This window comes from Psychrobacter sp. Arc29 (assembly GCF_041431175.1).
Lineage (GTDB): Bacteria > Pseudomonadota > Gammaproteobacteria > Pseudomonadales > Moraxellaceae > Psychrobacter.
Map to the genome: position 1 here is coordinate 386,557 of NZ_JASMRR010000001.1, position 24,503 is coordinate 411,059.

23 protein-coding genes are annotated in these 24,503 nt (G+C 43.7%); 9 read left to right on the forward strand and 14 right to left on the reverse strand.

The genetic code is table 11. The features are described 5' to 3' along the window. The first annotated feature begins 35 nt into the window (after positions 1–35). The 5 genes from QO189_RS01705 (at position 36) to gspK (ending at position 4,126) form a co-directional block, all read left to right on the forward strand. On the forward strand, positions 36–719 hold the full coding sequence (locus tag QO189_RS01705) for a TetR/AcrR family transcriptional regulator (protein WP_201599651.1): 684 nt from the start codon (positions 36–38) through the stop codon (positions 717–719). A gap of 154 nt (positions 720–873) precedes the next feature. Further along, positions 874–1,698, forward strand: a complete 825-nt coding sequence (locus QO189_RS01710; protein ID WP_371531244.1) for a prepilin-type N-terminal cleavage/methylation domain-containing protein — start codon at positions 874–876, stop codon at positions 1,696–1,698. A gap of 41 nt (positions 1,699–1,739) precedes the next feature. Beyond that, positions 1,740–2,201: a type II secretion system minor pseudopilin GspI gene (gene gspI / locus QO189_RS01715; RefSeq protein WP_371531245.1), complete on the forward strand. Its 462-nt coding sequence runs from the start codon at positions 1,740–1,742 to the stop codon at positions 2,199–2,201. After that, the gene (gene gspJ / locus QO189_RS01720; protein ID WP_371531246.1) at positions 2,198–3,031 is read left to right on the forward strand and encodes a type II secretion system minor pseudopilin GspJ; all 834 of its coding nucleotides are present in this window, start codon (positions 2,198–2,200) and stop codon (positions 3,029–3,031) included. Before gspI ends, gspJ begins: the two co-directional genes overlap by 4 nt. Positions 3,032–3,079: 48 nt before the next feature. Further along, complete coding sequence (gspK, locus tag QO189_RS01725) at positions 3,080–4,126, forward strand: type II secretion system minor pseudopilin GspK (protein ID WP_371531247.1); 1,047 nt, start codon at positions 3,080–3,082, stop codon at positions 4,124–4,126. A 21-nt stretch (positions 4,127–4,147) separates the two neighbouring features. Here the strand turns inward: gspK and QO189_RS01730 are convergent, their stop codons facing one another. The 4 genes from QO189_RS01730 to ychF form a co-directional block, all read right to left on the reverse strand. After that, the gene (locus QO189_RS01730) at positions 4,148–4,828 is read right to left on the reverse strand and encodes a TetR family transcriptional regulator (protein ID WP_058023818.1); all 681 of its coding nucleotides are present in this window, start codon (positions 4,826–4,828) and stop codon (positions 4,148–4,150) included. 108 nt (positions 4,829–4,936) lie between these two features. After that, positions 4,937–6,355, reverse strand: coding sequence for a deoxyguanosinetriphosphate triphosphohydrolase (locus QO189_RS01735; RefSeq protein ID WP_371531248.1), 1,419 nt, complete (start codon positions 6,353–6,355; stop codon positions 4,937–4,939). A 62-nt stretch (positions 6,356–6,417) separates the two neighbouring features. Continuing rightward, positions 6,418–6,939, reverse strand: coding sequence for a hypothetical protein (locus tag QO189_RS01740; RefSeq protein WP_371531249.1), 522 nt, complete (start codon positions 6,937–6,939; stop codon positions 6,418–6,420). 186 nt (positions 6,940–7,125) lie between these two features. After that, a complete protein-coding gene (gene ychF, locus QO189_RS01745; RefSeq protein WP_057759361.1) occupies positions 7,126–8,217 on the reverse strand; it encodes a redox-regulated ATPase YchF in 1,092 nt (363 codons plus the stop codon). Positions 8,218–8,662: 445 nt separating this feature from the next. Here ychF and QO189_RS01750 point away from each other — a divergent pair, with 445 nt between their 5' ends. The 3 genes from QO189_RS01750 to QO189_RS01760 all read left to right on the forward strand — a co-directional run bounded on the left by QO189_RS01750 (position 8,663) and on the right by QO189_RS01760 (position 12,874). Then, on the forward strand, positions 8,663–10,861 hold the full coding sequence (locus QO189_RS01750; RefSeq protein WP_371531250.1) for an ATP-dependent helicase: 2,199 nt from the start codon (positions 8,663–8,665) through the stop codon (positions 10,859–10,861). A gap of 263 nt (positions 10,862–11,124) precedes the next feature. Continuing rightward, positions 11,125–12,372 carry an NAD(P)/FAD-dependent oxidoreductase gene (locus QO189_RS01755; RefSeq protein WP_371531251.1) on the forward strand — a complete coding sequence of 416 codons (1,248 nt, stop codon included), beginning with the start codon at positions 11,125–11,127 and terminating at the stop codon, positions 12,370–12,372. Between the two features lie 163 nt (positions 12,373–12,535). Beyond that, on the forward strand, positions 12,536–12,874 hold the full coding sequence (locus QO189_RS01760) for a RidA family protein (protein ID WP_055124581.1): 339 nt from the start codon (positions 12,536–12,538) through the stop codon (positions 12,872–12,874). A gap of 189 nt (positions 12,875–13,063) precedes the next feature. Here the strand turns inward: QO189_RS01760 and QO189_RS01765 are convergent, their stop codons facing one another. Both QO189_RS01765 and QO189_RS01770 read right to left on the reverse strand, forming a co-directional pair. Next, positions 13,064–13,876 (reverse strand): enoyl-CoA hydratase, encoded by an 813-nt coding sequence (locus QO189_RS01765; protein WP_371531252.1) that lies wholly within the window; start codon positions 13,874–13,876, stop codon positions 13,064–13,066. 178 nt (positions 13,877–14,054) lie between these two features. Continuing rightward, positions 14,055–14,555, reverse strand: coding sequence for a lactoylglutathione lyase family protein (locus QO189_RS01770; protein WP_371531253.1), 501 nt, complete (start codon positions 14,553–14,555; stop codon positions 14,055–14,057). 107 nt (positions 14,556–14,662) lie between these two features. Between QO189_RS01770 and QO189_RS01775 the strand changes: the two genes are divergently transcribed. Continuing rightward, positions 14,663–15,532: a LysR family transcriptional regulator gene (locus tag QO189_RS01775; RefSeq protein ID WP_371531254.1), complete on the forward strand. Its 870-nt coding sequence runs from the start codon at positions 14,663–14,665 to the stop codon at positions 15,530–15,532. A 114-nt stretch (positions 15,533–15,646) separates the two neighbouring features. On the opposite strand, the gene QO189_RS01780 is transcribed toward QO189_RS01775, so the two are convergent. The 8 genes from QO189_RS01780 to ppsA form a co-directional block, all read right to left on the reverse strand. Continuing rightward, positions 15,647–16,783, reverse strand: coding sequence for a glycerate kinase (locus QO189_RS01780; RefSeq protein ID WP_371531255.1), 1,137 nt, complete (start codon positions 16,781–16,783; stop codon positions 15,647–15,649). 112 nt (positions 16,784–16,895) lie between these two features. Next, a complete protein-coding gene (locus tag QO189_RS01785; protein WP_371531256.1) occupies positions 16,896–18,251 on the reverse strand; it encodes a GntP family permease in 1,356 nt (451 codons plus the stop codon). Positions 18,252–18,584: 333 nt separating this feature from the next. Next, positions 18,585–18,824 carry a hypothetical protein gene (locus tag QO189_RS01790; protein WP_238037454.1) on the reverse strand — a complete coding sequence of 80 codons (240 nt, stop codon included), beginning with the start codon at positions 18,822–18,824 and terminating at the stop codon, positions 18,585–18,587. 310 nt (positions 18,825–19,134) lie between these two features. Then, entirely contained in the window at positions 19,135–19,641 is a 507-nt protein-coding gene (rplI, locus tag QO189_RS01795) for a 50S ribosomal protein L9 (protein WP_201599665.1), read from the reverse strand. A 20-nt stretch (positions 19,642–19,661) separates the two neighbouring features. Then, positions 19,662–19,892 (reverse strand): 30S ribosomal protein S18, encoded by a 231-nt coding sequence (gene rpsR / locus QO189_RS01800; protein WP_010198808.1) that lies wholly within the window; start codon positions 19,890–19,892, stop codon positions 19,662–19,664. A 16-nt stretch (positions 19,893–19,908) separates the two neighbouring features. Then, positions 19,909–20,313, reverse strand: coding sequence for a 30S ribosomal protein S6 (rpsF, locus tag QO189_RS01805; protein WP_101205443.1), 405 nt, complete (start codon positions 20,311–20,313; stop codon positions 19,909–19,911). 273 nt (positions 20,314–20,586) lie between these two features. After that, positions 20,587–21,558, reverse strand: a complete 972-nt coding sequence (locus QO189_RS01810) for an RDD family protein (protein ID WP_371531257.1) — start codon at positions 21,556–21,558, stop codon at positions 20,587–20,589. A gap of 126 nt (positions 21,559–21,684) precedes the next feature. After that, complete coding sequence (gene ppsA, locus QO189_RS01815) at positions 21,685–24,066, reverse strand: phosphoenolpyruvate synthase (protein ID WP_238037460.1); 2,382 nt, start codon at positions 24,064–24,066, stop codon at positions 21,685–21,687. Between the last annotated feature and the right edge of the window lie 437 nt (positions 24,067–24,503).

Below are 24,503 nucleotides of genomic sequence, written 5' to 3' on the forward strand. Positions count from 1 at the left end.
TGTATGCTTAATCTTGTCATGTTTTAGGAGAGATTATGAGTCGTCAGCATCAGTTTAAGGCACGAGAAGAAAATATTTTAGCGATGGCAGAGCAATTGCTACTTGAGTCAGGCGATGGTGATATTACTTTGGATAGTTTGGCAGATCAGCTCGACTTGGCTAAAGGCACGCTATATAAGCATTTTTCTAGTAAAGATGAGCTTTATCTGCGTATTATTATTCGTTACGAAGAGCAGCTATTTGATATCAACCGTATTGATGACTGCCCATCGGCAGGCGTTGCCCGCATGATTTTTCAGCAGCTATTTAATCCGCAAAAAGCCATGCTATTGAATCAAATCGAAGAGCGTCTGGCAGCATCGGTCACTGGTCTGAATCGCTTATTTGGCGAGTTGTATGATATTCGTCGCCAGCGTATGAAGCGCTTGATTGATATTATCAGTGCCTATCTGAAAGACGAGCATAGTAGTCTGAGTACTCGCGATTATTTATCTTCTATTTGGGCGATGGGTCAAGGCGGTGCGGGTCTACTAAACTCAAGCTTTTATCAGCGTTATTTGGGTCGCCGTGATACCTTGCGCTACGCCTTTGTTCAGCAAATGCTAGAATTGCCCAGTCACTATCCTGCTGAAGAAGATGAAGTCATGGATGAAGATATGCAAGAATTAGTAGAGCAGATCGATACTGAATCAGAAGAGCATCGCAATACCAATTATTAGAATGTCGACTGATTTTCGATATCATTGATTATTTAGTGTTATGTGTTGTCATACCTGATATGACAGCACGTCAAAATCTATCTTTCTGAGCGTTCATAAAAATGAACGTTATCGTCCTATATACAAAACTGAATTACAGGCTTATAGGTGCAATATGCCGGTCACTGTCAAGACTCAGTCCAGCTCAGCGGCCAATTGCCCTTTAGCCATAGTCGGTCAAACGCCTTGTCCAAATCGCTTTGGTATTTTAGCTACATCGTCTGATTGTAGTTGTCTCTCCCTATCAAGTAATGCATGTCCCTCACAACATACCTTATCAATAAGCAGTCATAGGCAGGCTGGCTTTACGCTCGTTGAAATCGTAGTAGTGGTGGTTATTCTATCTATATTTGCTGGCATGATGAGTCTGTCTGTCGGCAGTAGTGACTCTCGCAAAAACCGCGCCTTTTATGAACATCTCACTGATTCACTGAGCTACGTCCGTTTGCTATCAGCTGAGCGTATGCAGCCGATGGGTTTGCGTTTGCAGGCAGATAAGCAGGGGCAGGTAGCGCCTGTAATCGTTACCTTATCGAATCCTTATATTGCCTATCAAACGGCTGATATTGCAGTAGGTAGCAGGGACAGCCAGCCCAAGAACGCAATGGAGCTGTCTGCTGATTTGAGCAGTCTGTCAGACTCTACTGGAGAGACGCAGCCAACACCGAGCTGGGAGGTTGAGCCAGAGGTTAGCTTGCCTGAGCTGCCCGCTGGCGTGAGTATCAGAGTGCAGAGCTTGGATACTAGTAATTCAACGAGTACAGGGCAGACGCAAACGCTACAGCCTTGGTTTAGTAATCAAAGCGTGCCGCAGGTATTGTGGTTTGGTACGGGCCAAGCGACGCCAGTCACCATAGAAGTGATTCACGATTCGCGTCTGGTGGGTGAGGTAATTACGATAATGCCCGATGGTAGTATGATGATAGGGCAGGGATTATAGTGAATAAGTTGTCCAAATATTCTGTGACGAAGGCTCAGTCTATGCCTCTCAAGTCTATATCACTCAAGTCTGGGCGCGAGAGTGGCTTTACCTTGATTGAGGTAATGGTTGCCTTAGCCATTCTGGCAGTAGTAGCCGTCGCGGCGAGCCGTGCTAGCAGTGCATATTTGAAATCGGTTGATATATTGCGCACCCGCACGCTTGCTCATTTTGTTGCACAAAATGCCGCTGCTGATTTACGTATTCAAGACACATGGTTGACCGCCAACCGTACTCAAACGATTAACGCTCAAGGGCGTGACTGGCAAATAGTCATGACTGTCGGTGATGCCATCACACCTGCACTAAAACAAGTAAATATCGCAGTGGTGCCTATCATAGACGGACAGACAGGCGCGTCGGTCACTGATATTAGTGTCATGTTAAGCAATGCCAACCAAGATACGGGCAGTTTAGATTTGGGTGGTGAAAGTAGTATCGGGCAAGCAGAGGGCGGCTTGTGAGTGTGAGACTACAGCGCGGGTTTACGCTGCTTGAGCTGATGGTTGCTATGGCAATATTTGCCATGTTGGCAGTCGCAGGCTGGCAAGTATTTGACAGTGTCAACCGCGCGCGTGAGCGAGCACAGTTCCATGCTGATAATTTGGCCGTACTACAATACGCCTATCTACAACTGCAGCAAGACATGGCGCAAGTGATTCCTTATCAAGCGCCTAGTACTCAGAATATTGGTGCGGCAAATAGCAGTACAAACGACAGTACAGACAACAATAACCAAGCAGGCGAGCAAAAAAATGAAATAGCACCTGAGCCTTTTATGAGGGTAGAGGGTGAGCGTGTCAGCTTTGTACGCTTTGCTGATCCTGATCCACGTTATCAAAGCAGCACTAGTCTACAGCATATTGAATATATTTTTGCAGATGAGCGCCTGATACGTCGTCAATATACCAGTCTTGAAGATAAGCGCGATAGCGTCAGTCTAGACAGCGTATTATTAGAAGGTGTTACTGCTGGGCGTTGGCAAGCCTATTTGCCAGAGCTGAGCACCGAATTTCCAAGCGATGACGTCAATGATAGTAGCAATACAAATATAGCATTGGGGCAAGCAGCGGGTGCTAAGCCCGATGTTGTTTTGCTACCGAAAGGGATTGCCGTCAACTTTATTTATCAAGACATGCCTATCACTTGGCAGTGGGCCCTAGCGCCACAACCAATACCCCGTAGTAGCGCAAAGGCTGCCAATAGCAACGATAGTAGTAACAATGATAATAACAGTAACAACAGTAATAGCGGTAGTAATACAGATAATAGCAGTGTGGAAAACAGTAATTGAGAAGGTAGTATTTAACATGCATCATTTGCTCAGCAACATAAGCTCTCTATGACAATGAAAGCAAACTCTCAGCGCGGTGTGGCGCTGCTCACTATCTTGCTATTGGTGGTGAGCATCACTGTGGTTGCAGGCGCGATGCTTGCTAGCCAAAAAGTTGCGATTAGGCGTAGCGGATTATTGTTTGATCAAAATCAGCTATTGCAAGATATCGATGCCGGTCAGCAGTTAGCAGTGACCATGATTCGTGCGGACAGCAAACTCAACGACACCGATAGTGAGCAAGATATCTGGGCACAGCCGATACCGCCATACACATTAGCAAACCATAGTGTCAGCATCGAGCTGCGTGATGAGGCGGGGCGTTTTAATATCAATAACTTGTACCAAGGTGGTACGGTTGATACTGCTGCTTTAGAAGTGTTTCAGCGTCTCTTAACACAGTTGAATTTAGAACCAGATATTGCGGTTGCCGTCCTTGATTGGCAAGATACGGACAGTGAGGTCTATCTAGATAGCGTTGATGAAAGTGCGGTATATACTCAGCAGCGAAACAGTTCAGTAGGTGGTTCATTACCAAACCAGCCATTTGTTAGCGTTGATCAGCTACAAGAGGTTCGAGGGGTGAGTGCAGAAGTGCTAGCGACACTACGACCTTATCTGACGGCGGTTCCTTATTATTTGCCTATCAATATTAATACTGCGAGCCCTGCATTGCTTGCCGCACTGATCGATGGCGCAACCAGTCAGCAGATGCAAGGGATAGTCGATACGCGCAGTAAGCAAGCGCTCACGTCTATCGATGAGCTATGGCAACTGCCAATTTTGAATGGCTTAGATGAAAAGCGGCGTGCAGCATTGACGCCTTTGTTGGCAGTTGATAGTCAAGCCTTTATGGCGCTTATTACCGCGAGTGATAATGCAACTGTTGGTCAGGCAAGACAGCGCTTTGCTACCGTATTGATTAGTAAAAACGCAGCGAACGACAGTCAAGCCACAAATGACACTAGTGGTAACAGTAGCGATATCACTAGCGAAAAGCCCAAAGAAGTCAAAGTGGTCACGCAGCGACTATGGGCGTTTCGTCCTAGCTTTTGATGAATGGTAGTGCGCTTTTCATTAATCTCTCAAGCGGGTCTCTTCACTAGATTTCCAGTTGTATGCCCCATAAAATAACATCTGCGCTTGGCGAGTGCAGTTATGTAGCATCAACTGTTTATTCTCTTCGATGACATTTAGATCGATCTCATCATCGTGATCTTCAGTGTAGGTCAATTCTAACCAGTCGATAATCCAAGAAAAGAACATATTTACGCCAGCTTCAGCCAATAGACGACGGTCATAATCATTGATATGGGTAAATGCTGGCTGTAATGCTAGGTCATCTGCCAAACTTTGGGCGTGCTTTTTAACCAGCTCATTGATGGCTTTTCGCACAGATTCTGAGCCACCGTAGCGCTCGCTGACCAAAAACTGCCAGTAATAAGGCTGATCGCTGACCATATACAAGAACAGCTGAATGCTCTTCGCTATCTGACGATCAAAGCTACGCTTGCGTCCAATTTGTAGGCTATCGCTAAGTGTGGCGAGCGTACCACCCAACTCTTCGATGACTAAGGCGCGACCGAGCGACTCCATATCATCAAAATGGCGATAAAACGCAGTCGGCACAACGCCAACCTCACGCGTGACTTGTCTAAGACTAATAGAGCTAAAAGATTGCCCTGTCATACATAGATCGAGTACGGCATTAAAAAAAGCGTGCCGAGTTTGAAGTTTTTTTTGTTCGCGACTGCTCATAATGTTTCAAAATTGTCCGATAGAGGTTTATCATACTCATTTCAGCGCACAAATACGACTGAAATGCACAATTCGTGCTAATTTACTAAGCCTGCACTAATTAATCTTTTAAACCACCGTACCCCAGTGACCTTGCAATTCTTGCGCCAATCGATAGGCTTCGTGGTCATTCATACCTGTAATAAAATCTAAAATATTCAATATATTGTGATAAATATTGTCTGATAACACGCGGCGATGCTCACCTAAGTGTGGCTGTAGTAATCTTAGTAGACTCTGCTGTTCAAACGACATAGATGATGCAGCAGCTTCTAATGCCTCAGTGCCCGTCCAAGCCAGTGGTACAAAGGCATCCATTAGGCGATGCAAGCATTGATTGGCCATTAACTCCATTCTTACTTTGTTTGGATGATTAAATATTTTTTCGCGGGCCAATTGCTTGGCCTGCAAGATACCGTTTTGCACACTGGTGTCGCAATGCGCAAACAAGCTGCCTTGGAGCGTACCTGCCAGCAAGTCTTCACTATTGGCCACAAAAGCATCGGTGATCGTATTGACCAAGCGCATCATAGCGCGTGATCGCAAAGAGGCCAGACTCTGCCTGACTGACATATGCGTGGGCAAGCTCACGCTATCAGGACGCTCGCCAATCAGCTCGTAAAATATCGTGGCAACCTCACTATAGGTTAGCATATTCAGATTAATACCATCTTCTAAATCTATCAGCGCATAACAGATATCATCTGCAGCTTCTAACAGGTACGCCAACGGATGGCGTGCAAAGCCATCGTGATGTGTTGAGCGTGGCAAATGCAAACATGCTGCCAGCTCCTCTAACTGAGAGGCCTCGCTATAAAAGCAGCCGAATTTCTGTACATTATGGGCGTTGTCATTCGCATCATTGCTGTGAGTGGCAAGCCAAGGGTATTTCATAAAAGCGCCTAGCGTTGCGCAGGTAAGACGCATGCCACCTTTATCAGGATGGTGCTCATTGCGTACTAGTAACCGAAACCCTTGTGCATTGCCTTCGTAGGCCAATAAGTCCAGTCGCTCATTGCTGCTTAGTTTTTGCAAAATCGCTTGAGGATTAGGCTGCCGAAACCAATCACGAATGGCGTACTCTCCAGCATGACCAAACGGCGGATTACCAATATCGTGAGCGAGGCAGGCTGCTTGTACGATCACACCAATATCAGATGGCGAAACTCCTGCTAGTAGACCATTGCCTAGCTTATCATGGAGCTTTTCTGCGGTCATCATGCCCAAAGATCTTCCAATAGAGGAGACCTCAAGCGAATGGGTCAGGCGAGTATGGATACCTAGCTGATTGGTCAATGGGTGGACTTGGGTTTTTTGATTCAACTGGCGAAATGAGTGAGAGAACACCAGTCTGTCATAGTCTTTGTGAAACTGAGAGCGAGTACTCGTATTAGCGTTGAATTTTTTGGCAGCGCCAAGACGCTGTGAGTTGAGAAGATGAGACCATTGCGCAGTAGAAGACGACAAAGAGGTTGGGGTACTTAGCATATTGGAACATCCGAAACCAAGGGAGCCTCTAGCATAACAAAATAGCGCCCTTGGTACAGCTACTAAGACTTCTGGCAATCAAAAAGAACGTCTTCCTCTTCGATAGACACATCACTATTTAGTGTTTTGTTTAGCAAGGTTGCGTTGTCACCATCCACTTGCCATATAATGCCATGAGTGTTATCTAATCCAATATCACTTGTATAGATGGTTTTGTCAGTAAGGGCGTCGCTACCAGAGGCAGCTGTCAAATCGTATTCGATACCGTCAATAAGTAGGTGCGCGGTCTGCGGTGTGGCATCGGTATGATAGTATACGCCGATAGTAGCAGTAGGCTCACAAGAGAATGGTGTGCTGTTGCTAGCGTGCTCAGAATGATCATGTCCTTCGTGAACGTCCATGTCATTATGACTTTCATGGTCATGTCCTTCATGATCGTGTTCCATATCATCATGGGCTTCGTGGTCATGCCCCTCATGGACATGTTCATCGTGCGCTTCGTGACTGTCTACGGTTGTCACGTCTTCAGATACTGCTGGCTCACCGTCTGTTTTTGGCTGGCAGCCTAATAGTGAAACTGTCATAACACTGCCTACTATAGCAGCGCTTGCAAATTTGGAAAAAGAGAAAAAGTCAGTCAAAATATAAGCCCTCAAATAAGTAAGATAAAGATATGTTATATTATAACAATAAGTCGATAAAATAAAGCCGATGCTGGAAAATATCCAACATCGGCTGATTAGCTATCAGACAGTATTGACTAGCTAAAGCTACACGTTAAATCTAAAGTGCATGACATCGCCATCTTGAACGATATAAGTTTTGCCTTCTAGGCGTGACTTACCAGCGGCAGCAGCGCCTTTTTCACCGTTGTATTCGATGAAATCATCATAAGCGATGACTTCGGCACGAATGAAGCCGCGCTCAAAATCCGTATGAATCACGCCAGCGGCTTGCGGGGCAGTAGCGCCAATAGCGACGGTCCATGCACGTACTTCTTTGACACCAGCGGTGAAGTAAGTCTGCATATCAAGTAAGTCATAACCACCGCGAATCACTTGATCAAGACCGGCCTCTTCCATGTCCATTTCAGCCAAAAAGTCTTTTTTGTCTTCTTCATCAAGCTGGGCAATTTCAGCTTCGATTTGGTTGCATAGGGCAATAACGATAGATTCTTCACCAGTCGCGTAATCACGAACAGCGTCGAGATATGGATTGTTTTCAAAACCATCTTCAGCAACGTTGGCAATATACATGGTTGGCTTTAGAGTAATTAAACCGTAGCTACGGATGAGTTTTTTCTCATCAGCGTCTAGGTTGGCCGCGCGCGCCGCTTTGCCTTCTGCTAATAATGGCTCAATCTTTTTGAACACATCCAGCATGGCGCTCGCGTCTTTGTCGCCGCCTTTGGCTTTTTTGGTCAAGTTCAGTATCGCGCGTTCAACCGCTTCCAAATCTGCCAATGCCAGTTCAGTATTGATGGTTTCAATATCATCAATCGGGCTAACGCGGCCATCGACGTGTACCACGTTGTCATCATCAAAACAGCGAACGACGTGAGCAATCGCATCAGTTTCGCGGATGTTAGCCAAGAACTGGTTGCCCATGCCTTCGCCTTTTGACGCGCCTGCGACCAAACCTGCGATGTCCACAAACTCCATCGTCGTTGGCAATACGCGTTCAGGGTTAACGATATCAGCCAGTTTCTTTAGACGTGGATCTGGTACTGGTACGATACCGGTATTGGGATCTTTGGTACAAAACGGAAAGTTTTCAGCGGCGATACCCGCTTTGGTCAACGCATTAAACAAGGTGGATTTACCCACGTTTGGTAGGCCGACGATGCCGCAATTAAAACCCATAACAGTCTCTCAATGTATTAATAAAATAGTTGGTACTGAGCTAATATAAGACTTGATATTTAGTCAGGATAAAACTGAGTTCATCTAAAACTCAGCTTGTTTGAAATATTAGTCAAATAGTAAATCAAAATTGGGCACATTGTAGCAAATTTACCGGAATAGGGGTGAGGTTGTTACGGTATATGCTTAGGTTTTTACTCAGCGATGGCAGGTGTGTTTCTACTAAGGTTAGGATATGTCAGACGCTGAAAAGTGAATACAATGGGTTGCTTTTTATTTAGATAAGTTGTGTTCGATTTGGTATTCAGTATTTTTTGCTATAGTAAGTTATCATAGATAAATAGTGGCATCAGGCTCACAAACAGTAAGTGCAATCTGCTGGCTGGTTTAATTTTTTTCAAACAATCAGCTCGCTCCAAAACAAAATGTAAGGCAATATCCGATAATGACAACCTCGATTTTTGACACACGCCGCTATAAATATCCACAAAACTTCCTTGAGATGAAGCCAAAACTTGCTCGACTTGAACAGGCCATCAAAAAGCTAGAGGCAAACCTCATTGATGCTAATGATCAAGCAAACACGAATTTGTTGACGCAAAGATTGGATAGTCATTTAAGGTTGAAAGTAGATTATGCCAGTGAGCTCAATCCCGATCAGCTCATGGCTGCCACTACTATCGAAGGTAAAGTGCTGGTGATTGCGGGTGCAGGATCGGGCAAAACCAAGACTTTGACCTATCGCACCAGTTATTTGCTCGAAAACGGTATATCGCCTAAAGAGATATTACTGCTGACTTTTACGCGCAAAGCGGCAAACGAAATCAAAGATCGCGCTAAGTCTTTGCTGGCAAGTAGTCTTTCAAATCAAGAGCTATCTGATGATGCATTGGCTGAAGATAAGCTGCCAACCGACAAGGCCTTAAACAGCATCACGAGTGGTACCTTTCATTCGTTTTGCAATATGCTGCTGCGTCAATACTCTGGTCTGCTCGGTATCAATCCACGATTTACGATTTTAGATACTGGCGATAGCGAGGATGCTATCGACTTGGTACATAAAGAAAAAAAGTATTCCACGCAGACCAAAAATCAAGCCTTTCCGCGCAAAAAAACGCTGCAAAATATCATATCGACGTCTAGAAATAGACGGATTCATATTCGTGACTTAATCGAGACTAATTATCCTGATATTGCCGTACACATTCCTATCATCGAGCAATTGGCAATCGATTTTCATGAGTATAAGCGCGCCAATCATTTATACGATTTTGACGATATCATCAGTCAAGTGGTACGTCATCTAAAAACCAACGACACCTTTAGGCAGCGACTCCAAAACACCTATCGTTATGTCATGGTTGACGAATATCAAGACACCAATATTCCGCAAAAGCAGCTAATTGACTTAATATGTGAGCCTGAGTCAGTATCGCTAATGGTCGTTGGCGATGACAATCAAAGCATCTACGCCTTTCGCGGCGCCAATTACGAAAATATCTTGCTCTTTGGTGAGACGTATCCCAATGCCAAACTTATCAAGCTTGAACAAAATTATCGTAGCTCGCCGTCAGTTTTAACATATATCAATGCGTTGTCAGCACAAATCACGCTAGGCTATCAAAAGCAGCTTTACTCTGACGCACCGATAGAAGGGGAGAAGCCAATATTCCGACGACTCAGCGAAGAGACAAAAGAAGCCAGCTATATAACTGACAAGATCATCACGCTAAAGCCAGAGTATGACTACAACGACTTTGCTGTATTATGCCGCACGTCTTTCCAGTCCAACTATGTGCAGCTAGAATTTATGGCGCGCAATATTCCCTTTATCGTGGTAGGCGGTATTAAGTTCATTGAAAGACGCCACATCAAAGACGTGTTAGCATTTGTCAAAATCCTCTATAATCCAAATGATACGATTGCTTGGCACCGCATCTTGACCTTGTTCAAAGGAGTAGGCGCAGTCACCGCGACACGGTTAACCCAAGCCATTACTGCTGACAATAATGCGTTTGAGCCGTTACTAGCAGCACCGTTTGCCAAAAAAAGCGATCAGCTGAAACCGCTTTACCACACGCTTACCAATGCACAGCAAGCGGAAACGGTTGAGACAGCCATTGAGCATATTCTTGAGTTTTATATTCCAGTATTAAAGCTGATTGAAGACAATTGGCGTGAGCGTACCGAAGACTTTCGCGTACTAAAAAACTTAGCGACAGAACACGCTAGCCTTGATAGCTTTTTGGAAAATCTAGCTTTAGACCCACCGAATGACTCAGTTGCTGTCATGGGAAGCTCTGAAGATGGACAAAGTAATGATAAAGTCACTATCTCAACCATTCATAGCGCAAAAGGGCTAGAGTGGCCAGTGGTGTTCGTCAACTCATTGGTCGATGGCATCACGCCGCATCACCGCTCGCTGGACGACTTTGAAGCATTAGAAGAAGAGCGCAAGCTGTTTTATGTGGCTTGTAGCCGTGCAAAAACTCAGCTGTATCTGACCGCGCCGAATTATTTTTCTAGTTATTCTGGATACTTTGACATGGCCTCACGCTTTATTGCAGAGTTATCTGATAATGAAGTGACAGTTGAAACAACCAAGCTGCCTGTCATAGATAACGATGATCCAATGTGGTGGTGATTTCTAATTGTCATTAACGAATATCTTTGTTCTAAATTTCAGATAATGTTGCTTTGTGTTTATCGCCAAATCATGGCTTCATACGCCAACTATTCCTTTTAAAAATGACCTGCAAATAAAGGTATAGCCAAAAGTATTTAATAGTAAAAATATTTTTCAGATAAGGGTTTAATATTGAGCACAATGCGTTACTATTACCACCTAATTTGGTTAGACCTTTATATTTGATACTCTGTATTAACACTCTAAGAAAAGGATAGGTTATGCGCTATGAAGTTATCGTTATCGGTGCAGGTATGGTTGGCACGTCAATCGCGTGGCATCTACAAAAAAATAACTCAAATGTATTACTCTTAGACAAGAAATTGCCAGGGTCAGAGACCTCATATGGCAATGCAGGATTGATTCAGCGCGAAGCGATTCATACGCATCCTTTTCCTCGTCAGCTGACAGAGATGATCCGAGTATTGCCGAACCAAGGTACTGATATTCGTTATCGTATTCCAGCCATTCTGCGTTATCATCAAGCGCTACTGCAATACTGGAAATACTCTACGCCTGCGTCTGTCAAAAAAATCGAGTCAGAGTGGCAGACGTTGATTGAGCATTGCACTAGTGAGCACCAAACCATGATTAGCGCTTCTGGTGCTGATGAATTGATCACTCGTGATGGTTGGTTACAACTACATCGCTCAGAAGAGACGTTCAAAGAAGCGCAAGCATCCGCCATTGATGCGCGTAACCAAGGTGTTGAGCATAATGTATTAAACCTTGAAGAGCTAAAAGCAATGGAGCCTCGTGCCAATTTCGAAGGTTTTGTTGGTGCCATTCATTGGTTAAATTCATGGCAAGTATCAAACCCAAGCTCGCTTGTAAAAGCCTACGCGAAAAACTTCCAAGACATGCAAGGTACGATCAAAGAAAATGATGTAAAAGAAATCGTCCAAGAAGCGGACGGCTGGAAAGTTATCACTGATAAAGATACGTATTATAGTGATAAATTGGTCATCGCAGCAGGCCCTTGGTCAAACGATTTGATCAAACCACTTGGTTACAATCTGCCACTGTTCCCAATGCGTGGTTATCATCAGCATTTCAAAGTGACAGAAAAAAATACCATCCATCACAGTATGTTTGATATGGACAAAGGTTTTGTCATGGGGCCAATGCAGCAGGGTATTCGTATCACCACGGGTGCTGAGATGACTACCATGAATGCGCCAAAGAACTTTGGTCAATTGCAAACCGTATTGAAGCTTGCTAAAAAAATCTTGCCATTAGAAGATGCGGTTGAGAGTGAAGCATGGGCAGGCTCACGTCCTTGTATGCCTGACATGAAGCCAGTCATCGGTCCTGCTGATAAGCATGATAAGCTCTGGTTCGCCTTTGGTCATAGCCATCAAGGCTTTACATTAGGGCCAATGACCGGCCGTCTGGTTGAAGAGATGATTCATAATAAGCCAGCATTGGTCGATTTAGCGCCATTTAGCGCTCAGCGTTTTTCTAACTAAGCGCGTATCTAATATATAGTTGATCCAATTTAAGAGCGGTACAAGGCAACCGAGTGCAGATGTATATGTCATACTTCAAGCGAGGTTAACGCTGTAACGCTTTTATAGTGGATTGACTATAGTTAGCACAGAATTAAATTAATAAATAAAAGGTATAGACATGATTAAGAAGCTACACAGCAATCAACGTATGAGCAAAACCGTAATCCATAACCAAACTATCTATTTGTGTGGTCAGGTCGGTAATGCAGAAGACGATATCAAAGCGCAAACATTGACTTGCTTGGAAAAAATCCAAACGCTATTAGAAGAAGTGGGTAGCGACAAATCAAAGCTACTATCAGTAACTGTCTGGATCAAAGACATGGCAGACTTTGCTGCTATGAATGAAGTCTACGACCAGTGGTTTGAAGGTATTCAGCCACCAGCTCGCGCTTGTGGTGAGTCAGCTTTGGCACGTCCTGAGTTATTGGTTGAAATGATAGCTATCGCTGCTGAGTAAAGACTGCTCATAGTACCTATAGCACCTGTATCAAATAGAAATAAAAAAGGCCATGATATCGCTATCATGGCCTTTTCTATACGTAGCAATAAGCCAACTCGATTATTAAAGAGGAATATGCTAGCTTTCCAAATAAAGCCTGCGCTGTGTAATGTCAGCTAAGCAATACAATGATTAATATTATATAGGCTAACACCCTTTCCATACTGCTTGGCGTTTCTCAATAAAAGCATCAATCCCTTCACCCACATCGTCTGCCATCATATTGCAAGTCATTACCTCACTGGCATAGTCATAAGCGTCTTCGACACTCATATCCAGCTGTTTGTAAAACATATCTTTGCCAGTTTTTACTGCTACTGGAGATTTAGCAGTAATGGCCATGATCAGAGCGTCTAGCACTTGATCGAGTTGCTCTGCTGGCGCAACTCGATTGATCAATCCATATTGTAAGGCAGTATGCGCATCGATAAATTCACCTGTAATTAGCATCTCAAATGCTTGCTTACGGGGCAAATTACGACTGACGGCAACGGCAGGCGTAGAGCAAAAAAGTCCAACGTTTATCCCAGAGGTGGCAAACTTCGCATCATCAGCGGCAACGGCTAAGTCACAAGCTGCGACTAGCTGACATCCTGCGGCTGTGGCAATACCTTGTACTTTTGCGATAACAACTTGCGGCATACGGTTGATGGTAAGCATCATCTGGCTGCATTGTTGGAATAGGGCACGATGAAACGCTTCATCATCGTTTGCACGCATTTGTTTTAGATTGTGACCCGCACAGAACGCCTTGCCCGTCGCCTGAATAACCACCACTCTGATCGTATCGTCTTGAGCGATATTGTCCAGTTCTGCTTGCATGGTAGATAGTACTTCAACGGACAACGCATTGAATTGTTTGGGTTGGTTTAAGGTAAGTGTGACGACGCCACTTTCTGTACTGTCTTCTCTAATAACCAAAAGGTCGTCTAGGTCTAGAGTAATGTCAGATTGAGTCATTTATCATCCTTGATAATGGGTTGGTTTATAATTTTATATATAGCTAACTAAATAGTAGCATGGCTCATATCCTATACAATAGATGACTGACATAGAAAGCTCACAAAAAAATAGCGCACTCAGATTATGAGTACGCTATTGGATTTTTAATCAGATATAAGCTGTATTTATACTGAACCTAGTATGCGCCTTCGCTATAGATAAGCTCATAGCTGTGGCTATATATCTCGACGATGTTGCCGAACGGGTCTTCCATATAAATCATGCGGTAAGGTTTTTCACCAGGATAGTAGTAGCGTGGTTTTTCCATACGCTTTTTACCGCCTGCGGTAACCATACGCTCAGCCAACTCTTCCACGTTTGGATCTTGAACGCAGAAGTGAAAGATACCTGTTTTCCAATATTCAAAGTTGTTTTCAGGGTTTTCTTGATTTTTGAATTCAAAAATCTCAACACCGATACGGTCACCAGTAGACAAGTGAGCGATACGGAAGCTGCCCCAACCAGAACCAAATACTTCAGTACACATCTCACCAATCGGACTGTCATCTTCGACAATCTCAGTTGGTTCCATGATGGTGTACCATCCCATTACTTCAGTATAAAATTTTACGGCAGCATCTAGGTCTGGGACTGATAGACCGATGTGCGAAAAGCTTCTTGGATAAATGTTGTTCATAACTTGTGCTCCTGTTTGCTGTACGCTTGTTTAACGTGAGACCAGTATACAAACGCACATTCATTATGTAAAATTATCAAATATTATATAAATAAGTATAAAACGTAATGATAAATATCACATGGTTACGCACCTTTTGTACGCTTGCTGAAGTTGGGCACTTTACCCGCACAGCTGAACGTCTATATATGACGCAGTCTGGTGTGAGCCAACACATAAGTAAGTTAGAGGAGCAACTAGATACAGACTTGTTGATTCGACAAGGAAAGCAGTTCTCACTGACCAATGCAGGAGAGCAGCTCTATAAGGAGGCAGGCGAGATATTGCAGCGTCTATCAAATTTAGAGCAACGTATCGGTGAAGATCCGCCTTATGAAGGATTGGTACGGTTGATGTCACCGGGGAGTGTGGGACTTAAACTGTATCCGCAGCTTTTGACACTACAGCAGCAGCACCCAAAGCTAGTCATTGATTATCGTTTTGCACCCAATTCTGATATAGAGCGAGCACTGGCTAATCACGAGATTGATATCGGCTTTATGACGGATATCTCAGATGATGAAACGGTTAGCTGCAGACCTATGGCACAAGAAGCATTGATACTAGTGACTCCTGCGGCCACAGTGGAGCCGAGCTGGGAGCAACTTATCGAGCTGGGATTTATCGATCATCCAGATGGCGCTCATCATGCAGGCATGCTACTGACCGCCAATTATGAGCAATTCCAGCATATTAATAATTTTGAGAAAAAGGGCTTTTCGAATCAGATTGGCCTGATTTTAGAGCCAGTCAGCAGAGGAATAGGTTTTACTGTCTTGCCATCACATGCCGTAGCTGCTTATCCGAAGCCTGAGCTGATTAACAGTCACTATCTATCAGTTGCCGTTAGAGAAACGCTATATCTGGCAGTCAGACGACAGCAGGCACTCTCTAATAGAATGCAGACGGTCATTGATGAAGTAAAAAAATGCCTGTAGATATATTGAGAGTGATAAATGCACAGCTAACAAAGGGCTAATAAAAGGTTAAATAGCTGTGCGTTTAACAAAAGAGTCTTCTTGATAGATTGCCGTCTATTTTAAAACTTGCGTCTATTTTAAAGTCTGCCCAAGTTTGATACTTGCAGCAATATTAGCAGCAGTCGTTTCAATGTTGTTATAAGCAGAGCCTAACACATTATCAATCGTGTCTACTTTTTGGATACTTGGCATGACCACATCGAACTGGCTGGTCTGGGCAGGTTTTAGTCCGTCGACACTGCCGCAGATAGCGATGACAGGAGTACGGCTAGCCTTAGCGATTTGGCTGATACCGCCTGCCACTTTACCCATGGCTGTTTGCGCATCGAGCTTGCCTTCGCCAGTGATGACGAGATCAGCCTCTGCGATATGCTGTGATAGGTGAGCCACTTCGGCAACCGTATCGAAGCCTGACTTTAACTGAGCTTGAAAGAAAGTCATCATCGCATAACCAAGACCGCCAGCAGCGCCAGCGCCTTCAACGTATTGACAGTCTTCATAGCCATGCTGTCCACATATGGTAGCAAAGTGACTGAGTGCTTTATCCAAGGTATTAACCTGCTCTGGACAGGCGCCTTTTTGTGGGCCAAATACTGCGCTTGCACCCAGCAGACCGCATAGTAGATTGGTCACATCACAAGCAACCTCAAATACCGTGTCTGATATCTGTGCATGCAGGCTAGTATTATCGAGCTTATGTAGGCTGGCAAGTGCGCCACCACCATGAGTGAGTAGGCTGTCATTAATGTCATGAAAGGTGATGCCTAGCGCCATTAGCATACCAAGTCCTGCATCATTGGTTGCGCTACCACCTAGACCAATGACAATACGCTTAGCACCTTCTTCTAATGCATCTTCGATCAGCTCCCCAACACCATAACTGCTCGCAATAACAGGATTACGCTCATCAGCTGTCAGTAGATGCAATCCGCACGCTTGAGCCACTTCAATAACAGCAGTCGCATCAGGCAATAACAGATACTTTGCCGTAATCGGTCTCATCAATGGGTCATGTACTCTGACTTCTTTCCAGCGCCCGCCCAATACATAAGACAATACCGCTGAAGTACCTTCACCACCATCGGCCATTGGCAATAGCTTGTAGTCAGCATCTGGAAACACTTGGCTAAAGCCAGATTGAATAGCATGGCACACGTCCAGTGCTTCTAAACTTTCTTTAAACGAGTCAGGGGCGATCAAAACTTTCATACGGCTCTCTTTGAATATCTTAATGACACGATCGTTGCGATAGTGTCATGCTTTAAAACGTTTACTTAGCAATCATAAAATAAACGTATGTATACGTACCCAATCTCATGAACTAGATAAACACTAGGGTCAACAACCAGATAAATACGATGCTAGTCACACCTTGGATACCAGTGGCCATGGAATGGGCTTTGTACGCTTGTGCCACGCTCATGCGACTGAACTGGCTAACAATCCAAAAGAAGCTGTCATTGGCATGTGAGATGGTCATGGCACCAGCACCAATTGCCATCACGCAGAACACGCGTCCAAGTTCACTGTCTAGGCCGATCTGACTCAATAGTGGTGCAACCATAGCAGAAGTCGTAACCAATGCCACTGTGGTCGAGCCTTGTGCTGTTTTTAGCGCAGCAGAGACGATAAATGGCATAAAGATACCTAAACCCAAAGCAGATAGCGTTGAGCCTAGGTAGTCACCAATGGGTGTCACTTTTAGCATGGCACCAAACGCGCCACCAGCACCAGTGATCAATAGGATAGGGGCTGCTACTACCAAACCTTGCGAGATGCTCTCGCTGATTTCTTGCGTTTTTTGGCTTGATTTAATCAAGAAAAAGGATAAGAACAAACCGATAAGTAGCGCAGTCAATGGGTTACCAATGAATATTAAAATCTCTGCTACCATGCTACTGCCAAATGGTGCACTTGGGAAATTAGCAACCGACGACAGGCAGATTAGAATGATAGGAACAATGATAGGTAAAAACGCCATTGTCGCTGAAGGCAGGTGACTATAATCGTCACGAGTTTTCATTCCTTCAGGCATGGCTGCTGGAGCATCCACCGCATTGATATTATCAGGAGTCGCGTTAAGAAAGCGATTAGACCACCACCAGCCAGCCAGTACTGCAACTGCTGTCACGACCACACCGACCATAATGACCAAACCTAGGTTGGACTCTAGACCTAAGTTACCTGCTGCCGCGATTGGACCCGGCGTAGGCGGGACAAAGGTATGGGTAGCATATAGACCAGTGGCCAAGGCAATACTCATCGCGACACTTGATACATGTAGGCGCTCAGCCAAAGACTCTTTCAGAGAGTTTAAGATAATATAGCCAGAGTCACAAAATACAGGTATCGAAACGACCGCACCGACGATAGACATGGTCAAAGTAGGGAAGCGTGGCCCCAATACTTTGATGACTGACTCTGCCATCACGATAGCAGCACCCGTTTTTTCAAGGATTAAGCCGATAATCGTACCAAATACGATAACCAGACCGATATAGCCTAAAATACCACCGAAACCATCAGAGATCGTTTTTGCGACCGTATTAAGTGGTACTTGATAAAATAGCGCGACCAAAAAAGCGGACAAAATTAACACTAAAAAAGGATGCCACTTCAATTTTGCGGTAGCGAAAATAATAAAAAGAATGGTCAGCAAAAGCCAAAATACAATCATCACTGTCTCAATATGGTTTATATCTTAATGAGTTATTCATGCGAACAGGCATCAATAACGATACGAAATTTTGAAGGGGCATATTTTATAGCAAATAGGCGTCACTAGGAAATACATTTGTCAAATAGATGCTGTTTGTTATGGCGATATGAACATTTTCTGATGAGAGTAGTGGCATTATTGTGCCTGCAGGGTTATCGTTTTTTCGAATTTCAGACCGCCTTTAATCAAGGTTTTTCGCTAAAAAAAAGACTGACCACTATAGATGGCCAGTCTTTTATAAGGTATCGCTTATTTTTTTGTTCAAGATGAGTTTTTTATATAAATTCCAATCTAAGCAATCTTATCGAAGAACGCTTTATTGTCAGTGGCTATCATAGAATCGAAGCTTACATAAATACCTTTATCATCTAGCGTTGCATACCAGTGATCATCATCGCCGCTGGTCAGTATCTGAAAGTATTTATCATTAACGATTCTACCTACCGTGTAAATCTGACCCTTCGAATAAAAGGTATTGCCTTGAATGCACATTAACTTATCATCGGTATGTATCTCATTGTCGTTTATCATATGATGGCCTTTTATAAATAATATGGAGCAGTATCTGAATGCTGTTTGCGGCTAAAATTATATTCGTAATACATAGACAGTATCTTATTGTTTGGTATGATGTTTTTGAGTTAGTTGTTGCAGATGGTTACTGGTATATATCATGATCATAACAGGGTCAAAAGTCGAGATAGGATAGTAATTTTAGTGGCATGAGTGTAGCGAGAGTTGCCGTCTAGTCAATTAGTCAATAGAGAATATATAGATATAAAAAAGCCAGCAACACAAGGTCACTGGCTTTTTTATAGACTGAGTCTAATTATCTAGAAGATTACTCTTCAGAATAATCTTCGTCAGCTTCTTCTTCGTCAGCTGAATCTTCGTTGTTACCATCTTCAGAAAGAATAGTAACTAAGATGCTAGCAGTAACGTCATGGTGTAGCTGAATATCAACATTGTATTCGCCAACTTGACGTAGAGTGCCTTCAGGTAGCTTGATTTCAGCACGGTCTACTTCTAGACCTGAGTTAGTCAATGCTTCAGCGATATCGCGAGTACCGATAGAGCCGAATAGCTTGCCTTCGTCACCTGATTTCGCACGCATGATAACATTAACGTCAGTTAGTGCATCAGCACGCTCTTGAGCAACTGCGATCTCTTTTGCTTCTTCAGCTTCAAGCTCAGCACGACGTGCTTCGAACTTTTCAATGTTAGCTTTAGTCGCAGGTAGAGCGCGGCCTTGAGGGATAAGAAAGTTACGACCGTAACCTGGTTTTACATCGACAGTTTCACCGAGTTTACCAAGGTTGACGATACGCTGTAACAAAATAATTTGCATGAGTCATTCCTAGTTAGCGGTTAACCTTGATGGTTATCAGTGTATGGAAGTAGCGATAAATAACGAGCTTGCTTGATAGCAGTCGCTAGTTGACGCTGATATTTAGTAGACGTACCGGTAATACGGCTTGGTACGATTTTGCCATTATCACTAATGTACTGTTTTAGCAATTCAACATCTTTATAGTCGATGTGAGTAATGCCTTCAGCAGTGAAACGGCAGAATTTGCGACGGCGATAGAAACGTGCCATGAGTATTCTCCTTTAATTAGTCTTCACTGTTGTCGTTGTCGTCATTATCGTTTTCACGATTGTCTGGACGACGAGTAGTTGCTTTGCGTGCGCGTTTTTCATCGGCATTCTTGGCTAACTGCGACTCTTCAGTGACAGCTTCGTCACGGCGCATAACTAGACTACGAATGATCGCGTCGTTATAGCGGAATAATTCTTCAAGTTCAGCCAAAGTCTCGCCGTCAGTTTCAATGTTGAAAAGAACGTAATGAGCTTTGTGAATCTTGTTGATTGGGTAAGCCAATTGACGACGGCCCCAATCTTCTAGACGATGGATAACACCGTTGTTGTCTTGAACTAACTTGATGTAGCGCTCAACCATGCCAACCACTTGGTCGCTTTGGTCTGGGTGTACAAGTAACACCAGTTCGTAATGTCGCATTATGACTCCTTACGGATTAGTAGCTATTAACCCTATGTTAATAGCAAGGAGATTTATAAGGTAAGCCCACGTTCTTAAAAATATAGTAAGAAATAAGCTTAGTTTATAAAGCGCCGTATTATAACAGTACTTGGCGATTAAAACAAAGGTTAATAACCAAGCGGCTGTCAATAAAATTTAGAGATCATATAATTATTGTGTTTGCTCAATAAAAAAGCTGCGATCATGCGCAGCTTTTTCATGACTATCATGAATTATATGGTTAAAAAACATTTACTCAGATTTTGATTTCTTTACCAGTTGACTGCTGTCAGCTTTGACCACTAAGGTTTTGGCAAGTTTGTCATGCCAACCAATATTTTCAGGGCTTTTTGATGCCATGTAATAATGAATGGCAATAATCACAAAACCTAAAAAGCTAGTAAACGAAAACAGTAGATTATAAATAATAAACAACAGTAATGTACGTGTGCCGACAAGCTTAATAAACGAGGGTAGACGGTGTGTGGTCTGATCCACAACCCGAATACCAGTGATTACTTTGCCTAGGGATTGACCACGCATGGTGATAAATACCAGCTGCAGTGCAAACAAGCCAAAAACCATAACTTGCGACATCATGAGCGTGCTACTAGGAAGGCTTTCCATCAATGTCATTGAGTATTGATAAGCAGCATCCATATCTTGGATGTTTTGAAATTTGGTATAGTCCACATCCATTTTGGTCAATGCCATTACTAATGGCAATATGGCCAATACATACAGCAGCCCATTAAGCGCAGTCGCCAATACTCGCGACATAATCGGGGCAAGTACCACGTTGCCCACGGTTTTATCTTTGTCCGTGGCAGTCTTCTTAATAGTCGGCTTGCTTAATGATACATTATTGTGTGGCGTCTGATGACGATTGGTCGTCATATCGGCCTTCACATTTTTAGAACGTTCAGGCTTGCCATATAGTCTATCTAATGATACTGAATTATTATCTTTAGTATTGCTGGTCGTCTCCTCAGGGAAGACGGTCACATTATTGATAATAGAATCATTCGCATCAGGGGTGGTGGCACCAGTCGGTCGATAAACCGTTTGATTATTGGTCACATTTCCTACGCGCTGCCACTGATCTAAGCCTTCATGCCAGATTAAATCATCAAGCAATACTTCGCCTGATGCCAGCATGATATTAAGCTGTTCCAAATTATATGGACCAGCTTGTACGTTATTTCGAGCAAGGAAAATCTGCATAATTGCCTGCATAGTTAGTCATGTCTTAAGACATTATATTAGGGTCTATTTGAAAAAATCAAATAGACCCTAATAGTGGTATCTTTAATGACTGTGTGAGTTACCGTTGCGACTGAACGTAACGGTCTACTTTTCTTCACCAGCTAGGAAGAACCAAGTATCTAGTACAGAATCAGGGTTCAATGATACCGAGCTGATACCTTGCTCCATTAGCCAGAACGCTAGATCTGGATGGTCTGATGGGCCCTGACCACAGATGCCGACATATTTGTTTTGCTTACGGCAAGCGTCGATAGCCATAGTGAGCAATTTCTTAACAGCAGGGTCACGCTCATCAAATAGATGTGAGACGATACCTGAGTCACGATCAAGACCAAGCGTTAACTGAGTCAAATCGTTAGAGCCGATTGAGAAACCATCGAAGTATTCTAGGAACTCTTCTGCTAATAGCGCGTTGGTTGGTAGCTCACACATCATGATGATGCGTAGACCATTTTCACCGCGTTTTAGACCATTTTTCTCAAGTAACTCGATTACTTGCGCCGCTTCGCCAGTGGTGCGGACGAATGGAATCATAATCTCGACGTTGGTTAAGCCCATCTCATCACGAACACGTTTTAGCGCTTTACACTCAAGCTCAAAACAGTCACGGAAGTTATCAGACACATAACGGCTAGCACCGCGGAAACCAAGCATTGGGTTTTCTTCTGATGGCTCGTACAGCTTACCACCAAGCAAGTTAGCATATTCGTTTGATTTGAAATCTGACATACGAACGATAACTGGCTGATCCATGAAAGCAACGGCTAAGGTCGAGATGCCTTCAACCAATTTATCAACATAAAAGTCAACAGGTGAGGCATAGCCTGCGATACGCTCTTGAATGGCTTGTGAGATCTCACGTGGCAAGCTGTTCATGTTTAGTAGCGCTTTTGGATGCACACCAATCATACGGTTGATAATGAACTCAAGACGCGCAAGACCAATACCTTCGTTTGGCATTTGGGTGAATGAGAAGGCGCGATCAGGGTTACCAACGTTCATCATGACTTTGAATGCAAGCTCTGGCATAGACTCAACCGAGTTAGTCTGCACTTCAAAATCAATCTGGCTTTCATAAATAAAACCAGTGTCGCCTTCAGCACAAGACGCAGTCACTTCTTGACCGTCAACCAATAGCTCAGTGGCGTTACCACAACCAACGATGGCTGGCACACCTAGCTCACGCGCGATAATGGCTGCGTGACATGTACGACCACCGCGGTTGGTGATGATGGCAGAAGCGCGCTTCATGACTGGTTCCCAATCTGGATCAGTCATGTCTGATACTAATACGTCGCCTTCTTCTACTTTGTCCATCTCGTTTAAATGAGTAACGATACGGACTTTACCTGAACCGATACGCTGACCGATTGAACGACCTTCACACAATACTTTTGCGCCAGTCGTGTCGATGACATAACGCTCCATGACATTGCTGTCTTGGCGACTCTTAACAGTTTCAGGACGTGCTTGAACGATAAAGATTTCACCGCTGTCACCGTCTTTTGCCCATTCGATATCCATCGCGTGGCCGTAATGCTGCTCGATCGTGACCGCTTGCTTGGCAAGAGAGGTTAGCTCTTCAGTAGATAAAGAGAATTGCATGCGATCTTGTTTTTCAACATCGACTGTTTTCACTGATTTTGCGGTGCTGCCTTCGTCACCATAAACCATTTTCTTGTGCTTGCTGCCTAGGTTGCGACGGATAACAGAAGGCTTACCATCGGCTAGCAGACGTTTTGAGATATAGAATTCATCTGGGTTAACCGCGCCCTGTACAACCATTTCACCTAGGCCATAGCTTGACGTGATGAACACGACTTGATCAAAACCGCTTTCGGTATCTAGCGTGAACATAACACCAGCCGCACCAGTCTCTGAACGTACCATACGCTGTACGGCAGCAGACAATGCAACGCCTTCGTGCTCAAAACCTTTGTGTACACGGTAAGAGATGGCACGGTCGTTATATAGCGAGGCAAATACTTCTTTAATAGCAATTAGGACGTTATCAATACCGCGAATGTTCAAGAAAGTTTCTTGTTGACCAGCAAATGACGCATCTGGCAAATCTTCAGCGGTAGCAGAAGAGCGTACAGCAACAGCGATGTCTTCGCCGCCGCTCATGGTTTCAAATGATTCGCGTACTTCTTGCTCAAGATCTTTTGGCAGTTCTTGTTCAATAATCCACGTACGGATTTTTTTACCAGTCGCCGCAAGCTTATTAACATCATTGACGTCCAATGTGTTTAGCTCACTGTTGATTTTTTCTAGTAAACCTGTTTCTGTTAAAAAGCGATTGAATGCATTTGAAGTGGTGGCAAAGCCGCCTGGAACACTAACGCCTAAATCAGAAAGATGGCTGATCATCTCGCCAAGTGAGGCATTCTTGCCACCAACCATTTCGATGTCGTCTTTTCCTAGCTGATCAAGATTGATTACAAGTGCTGTAGATTGCGCTGCCATGATAACTCCAGAAAATAAGGTTATTTAGTAAAGATTATAACGGTGAATTATACCGCCATATTAGGAGGAATTCGAGGGGTTTTACCAAAAAACTTGTTAAAAATACACAAATTGTAGGAATTGCCATATAAATTAAGGCAAGTTTCTAAAGATATTACCCTTAGCAAGATAAAAAATATCAGTAGTAGAGATGATGATATGTATTAATAATTGCTAAAGAGGTTAAAAATAGACATGTCTAAAGCAGGTTTATTCGAATTATTCGCAAAATTTCTACCTTTATATACGGCATGTGATATCAACAGCAGATAACTGAACACAAATTAGGGGTGATGTATGAACTTAAAACAGCATGAGTCTCTAAGTGTACACCTGTAACATTGATTTCTATTAGGGTGCTAATATGCGTATAATGTAGCGGATAGATAAGTGATGCA

Excerpts from the sequence above, each read along its gene's own strand:
- QO189_RS01750 (WP_371531250.1), top strand. The coding sequence starts at position 8,663 with ATGACAACCTCGATTTTTGACACACGCCGCTATAAATATCCACAAAAC.
- gspK (WP_371531247.1), top strand. The coding sequence starts at position 3,080 with ATGACAATGAAAGCAAACTCTCAGCGCGGTGTGGCGCTGCTCACTATC.
- ppsA (WP_238037460.1), bottom strand. The coding sequence starts at position 24,066 with ATGGCAGCGCAATCTACAGCACTTGTAATCAATCTTGATCAGCTAGGA.
- QO189_RS01735 (WP_371531248.1), bottom strand. The coding sequence starts at position 6,355 with ATGCTAAGTACCCCAACCTCTTTGTCGTCTTCTACTGCGCAATGGTCT.
- gspI (WP_371531245.1), top strand. The coding sequence starts at position 1,740 with ATGCCTCTCAAGTCTATATCACTCAAGTCTGGGCGCGAGAGTGGCTTT.
- QO189_RS01770 (WP_371531253.1), bottom strand. The coding sequence starts at position 14,555 with ATGAACAACATTTATCCAAGAAGCTTTTCGCACATCGGTCTATCAGTC.
- QO189_RS01790 (WP_238037454.1), bottom strand. The coding sequence starts at position 18,824 with ATGATAAACGACAATGAGATACATACCGATGATAAGTTAATGTGCATT.
- rpsF (WP_101205443.1), bottom strand. The coding sequence starts at position 20,313 with ATGCGACATTACGAACTGGTGTTACTTGTACACCCAGACCAAAGCGAC.
- rpsR (WP_010198808.1), bottom strand. The coding sequence starts at position 19,892 with ATGGCACGTTTCTATCGCCGTCGCAAATTCTGCCGTTTCACTGCTGAA.
- QO189_RS01785 (WP_371531256.1), bottom strand. The coding sequence starts at position 18,251 with ATGATTGTATTTTGGCTTTTGCTGACCATTCTTTTTATTATTTTCGCT.
- QO189_RS01730 (WP_058023818.1), bottom strand. The coding sequence starts at position 4,828 with ATGAGCAGTCGCGAACAAAAAAAACTTCAAACTCGGCACGCTTTTTTT.
- QO189_RS01775 (WP_371531254.1), top strand. The coding sequence starts at position 14,663 with ATGATAAATATCACATGGTTACGCACCTTTTGTACGCTTGCTGAAGTT.
- QO189_RS01765 (WP_371531252.1), bottom strand. The coding sequence starts at position 13,876 with ATGACTCAATCTGACATTACTCTAGACCTAGACGACCTTTTGGTTATT.
- ychF (WP_057759361.1), bottom strand. The coding sequence starts at position 8,217 with ATGGGTTTTAATTGCGGCATCGTCGGCCTACCAAACGTGGGTAAATCC.
- QO189_RS01705 (WP_201599651.1), top strand. The coding sequence starts at position 36 with ATGAGTCGTCAGCATCAGTTTAAGGCACGAGAAGAAAATATTTTAGCG.
- QO189_RS01755 (WP_371531251.1), top strand. The coding sequence starts at position 11,125 with ATGCGCTATGAAGTTATCGTTATCGGTGCAGGTATGGTTGGCACGTCA.
- QO189_RS01780 (WP_371531255.1), bottom strand. The coding sequence starts at position 16,783 with ATGAAAGTTTTGATCGCCCCTGACTCGTTTAAAGAAAGTTTAGAAGCA.
- QO189_RS01710 (WP_371531244.1), top strand. The coding sequence starts at position 874 with ATGCCGGTCACTGTCAAGACTCAGTCCAGCTCAGCGGCCAATTGCCCT.
- QO189_RS01740 (WP_371531249.1), bottom strand. The coding sequence starts at position 6,939 with ATGACAGTTTCACTATTAGGCTGCCAGCCAAAAACAGACGGTGAGCCA.
- rplI (WP_201599665.1), bottom strand. The coding sequence starts at position 19,641 with ATGCAAATTATTTTGTTACAGCGTATCGTCAACCTTGGTAAACTCGGT.
- QO189_RS01810 (WP_371531257.1), bottom strand. The coding sequence starts at position 21,558 with ATGCAGATTTTCCTTGCTCGAAATAACGTACAAGCTGGTCCATATAAT.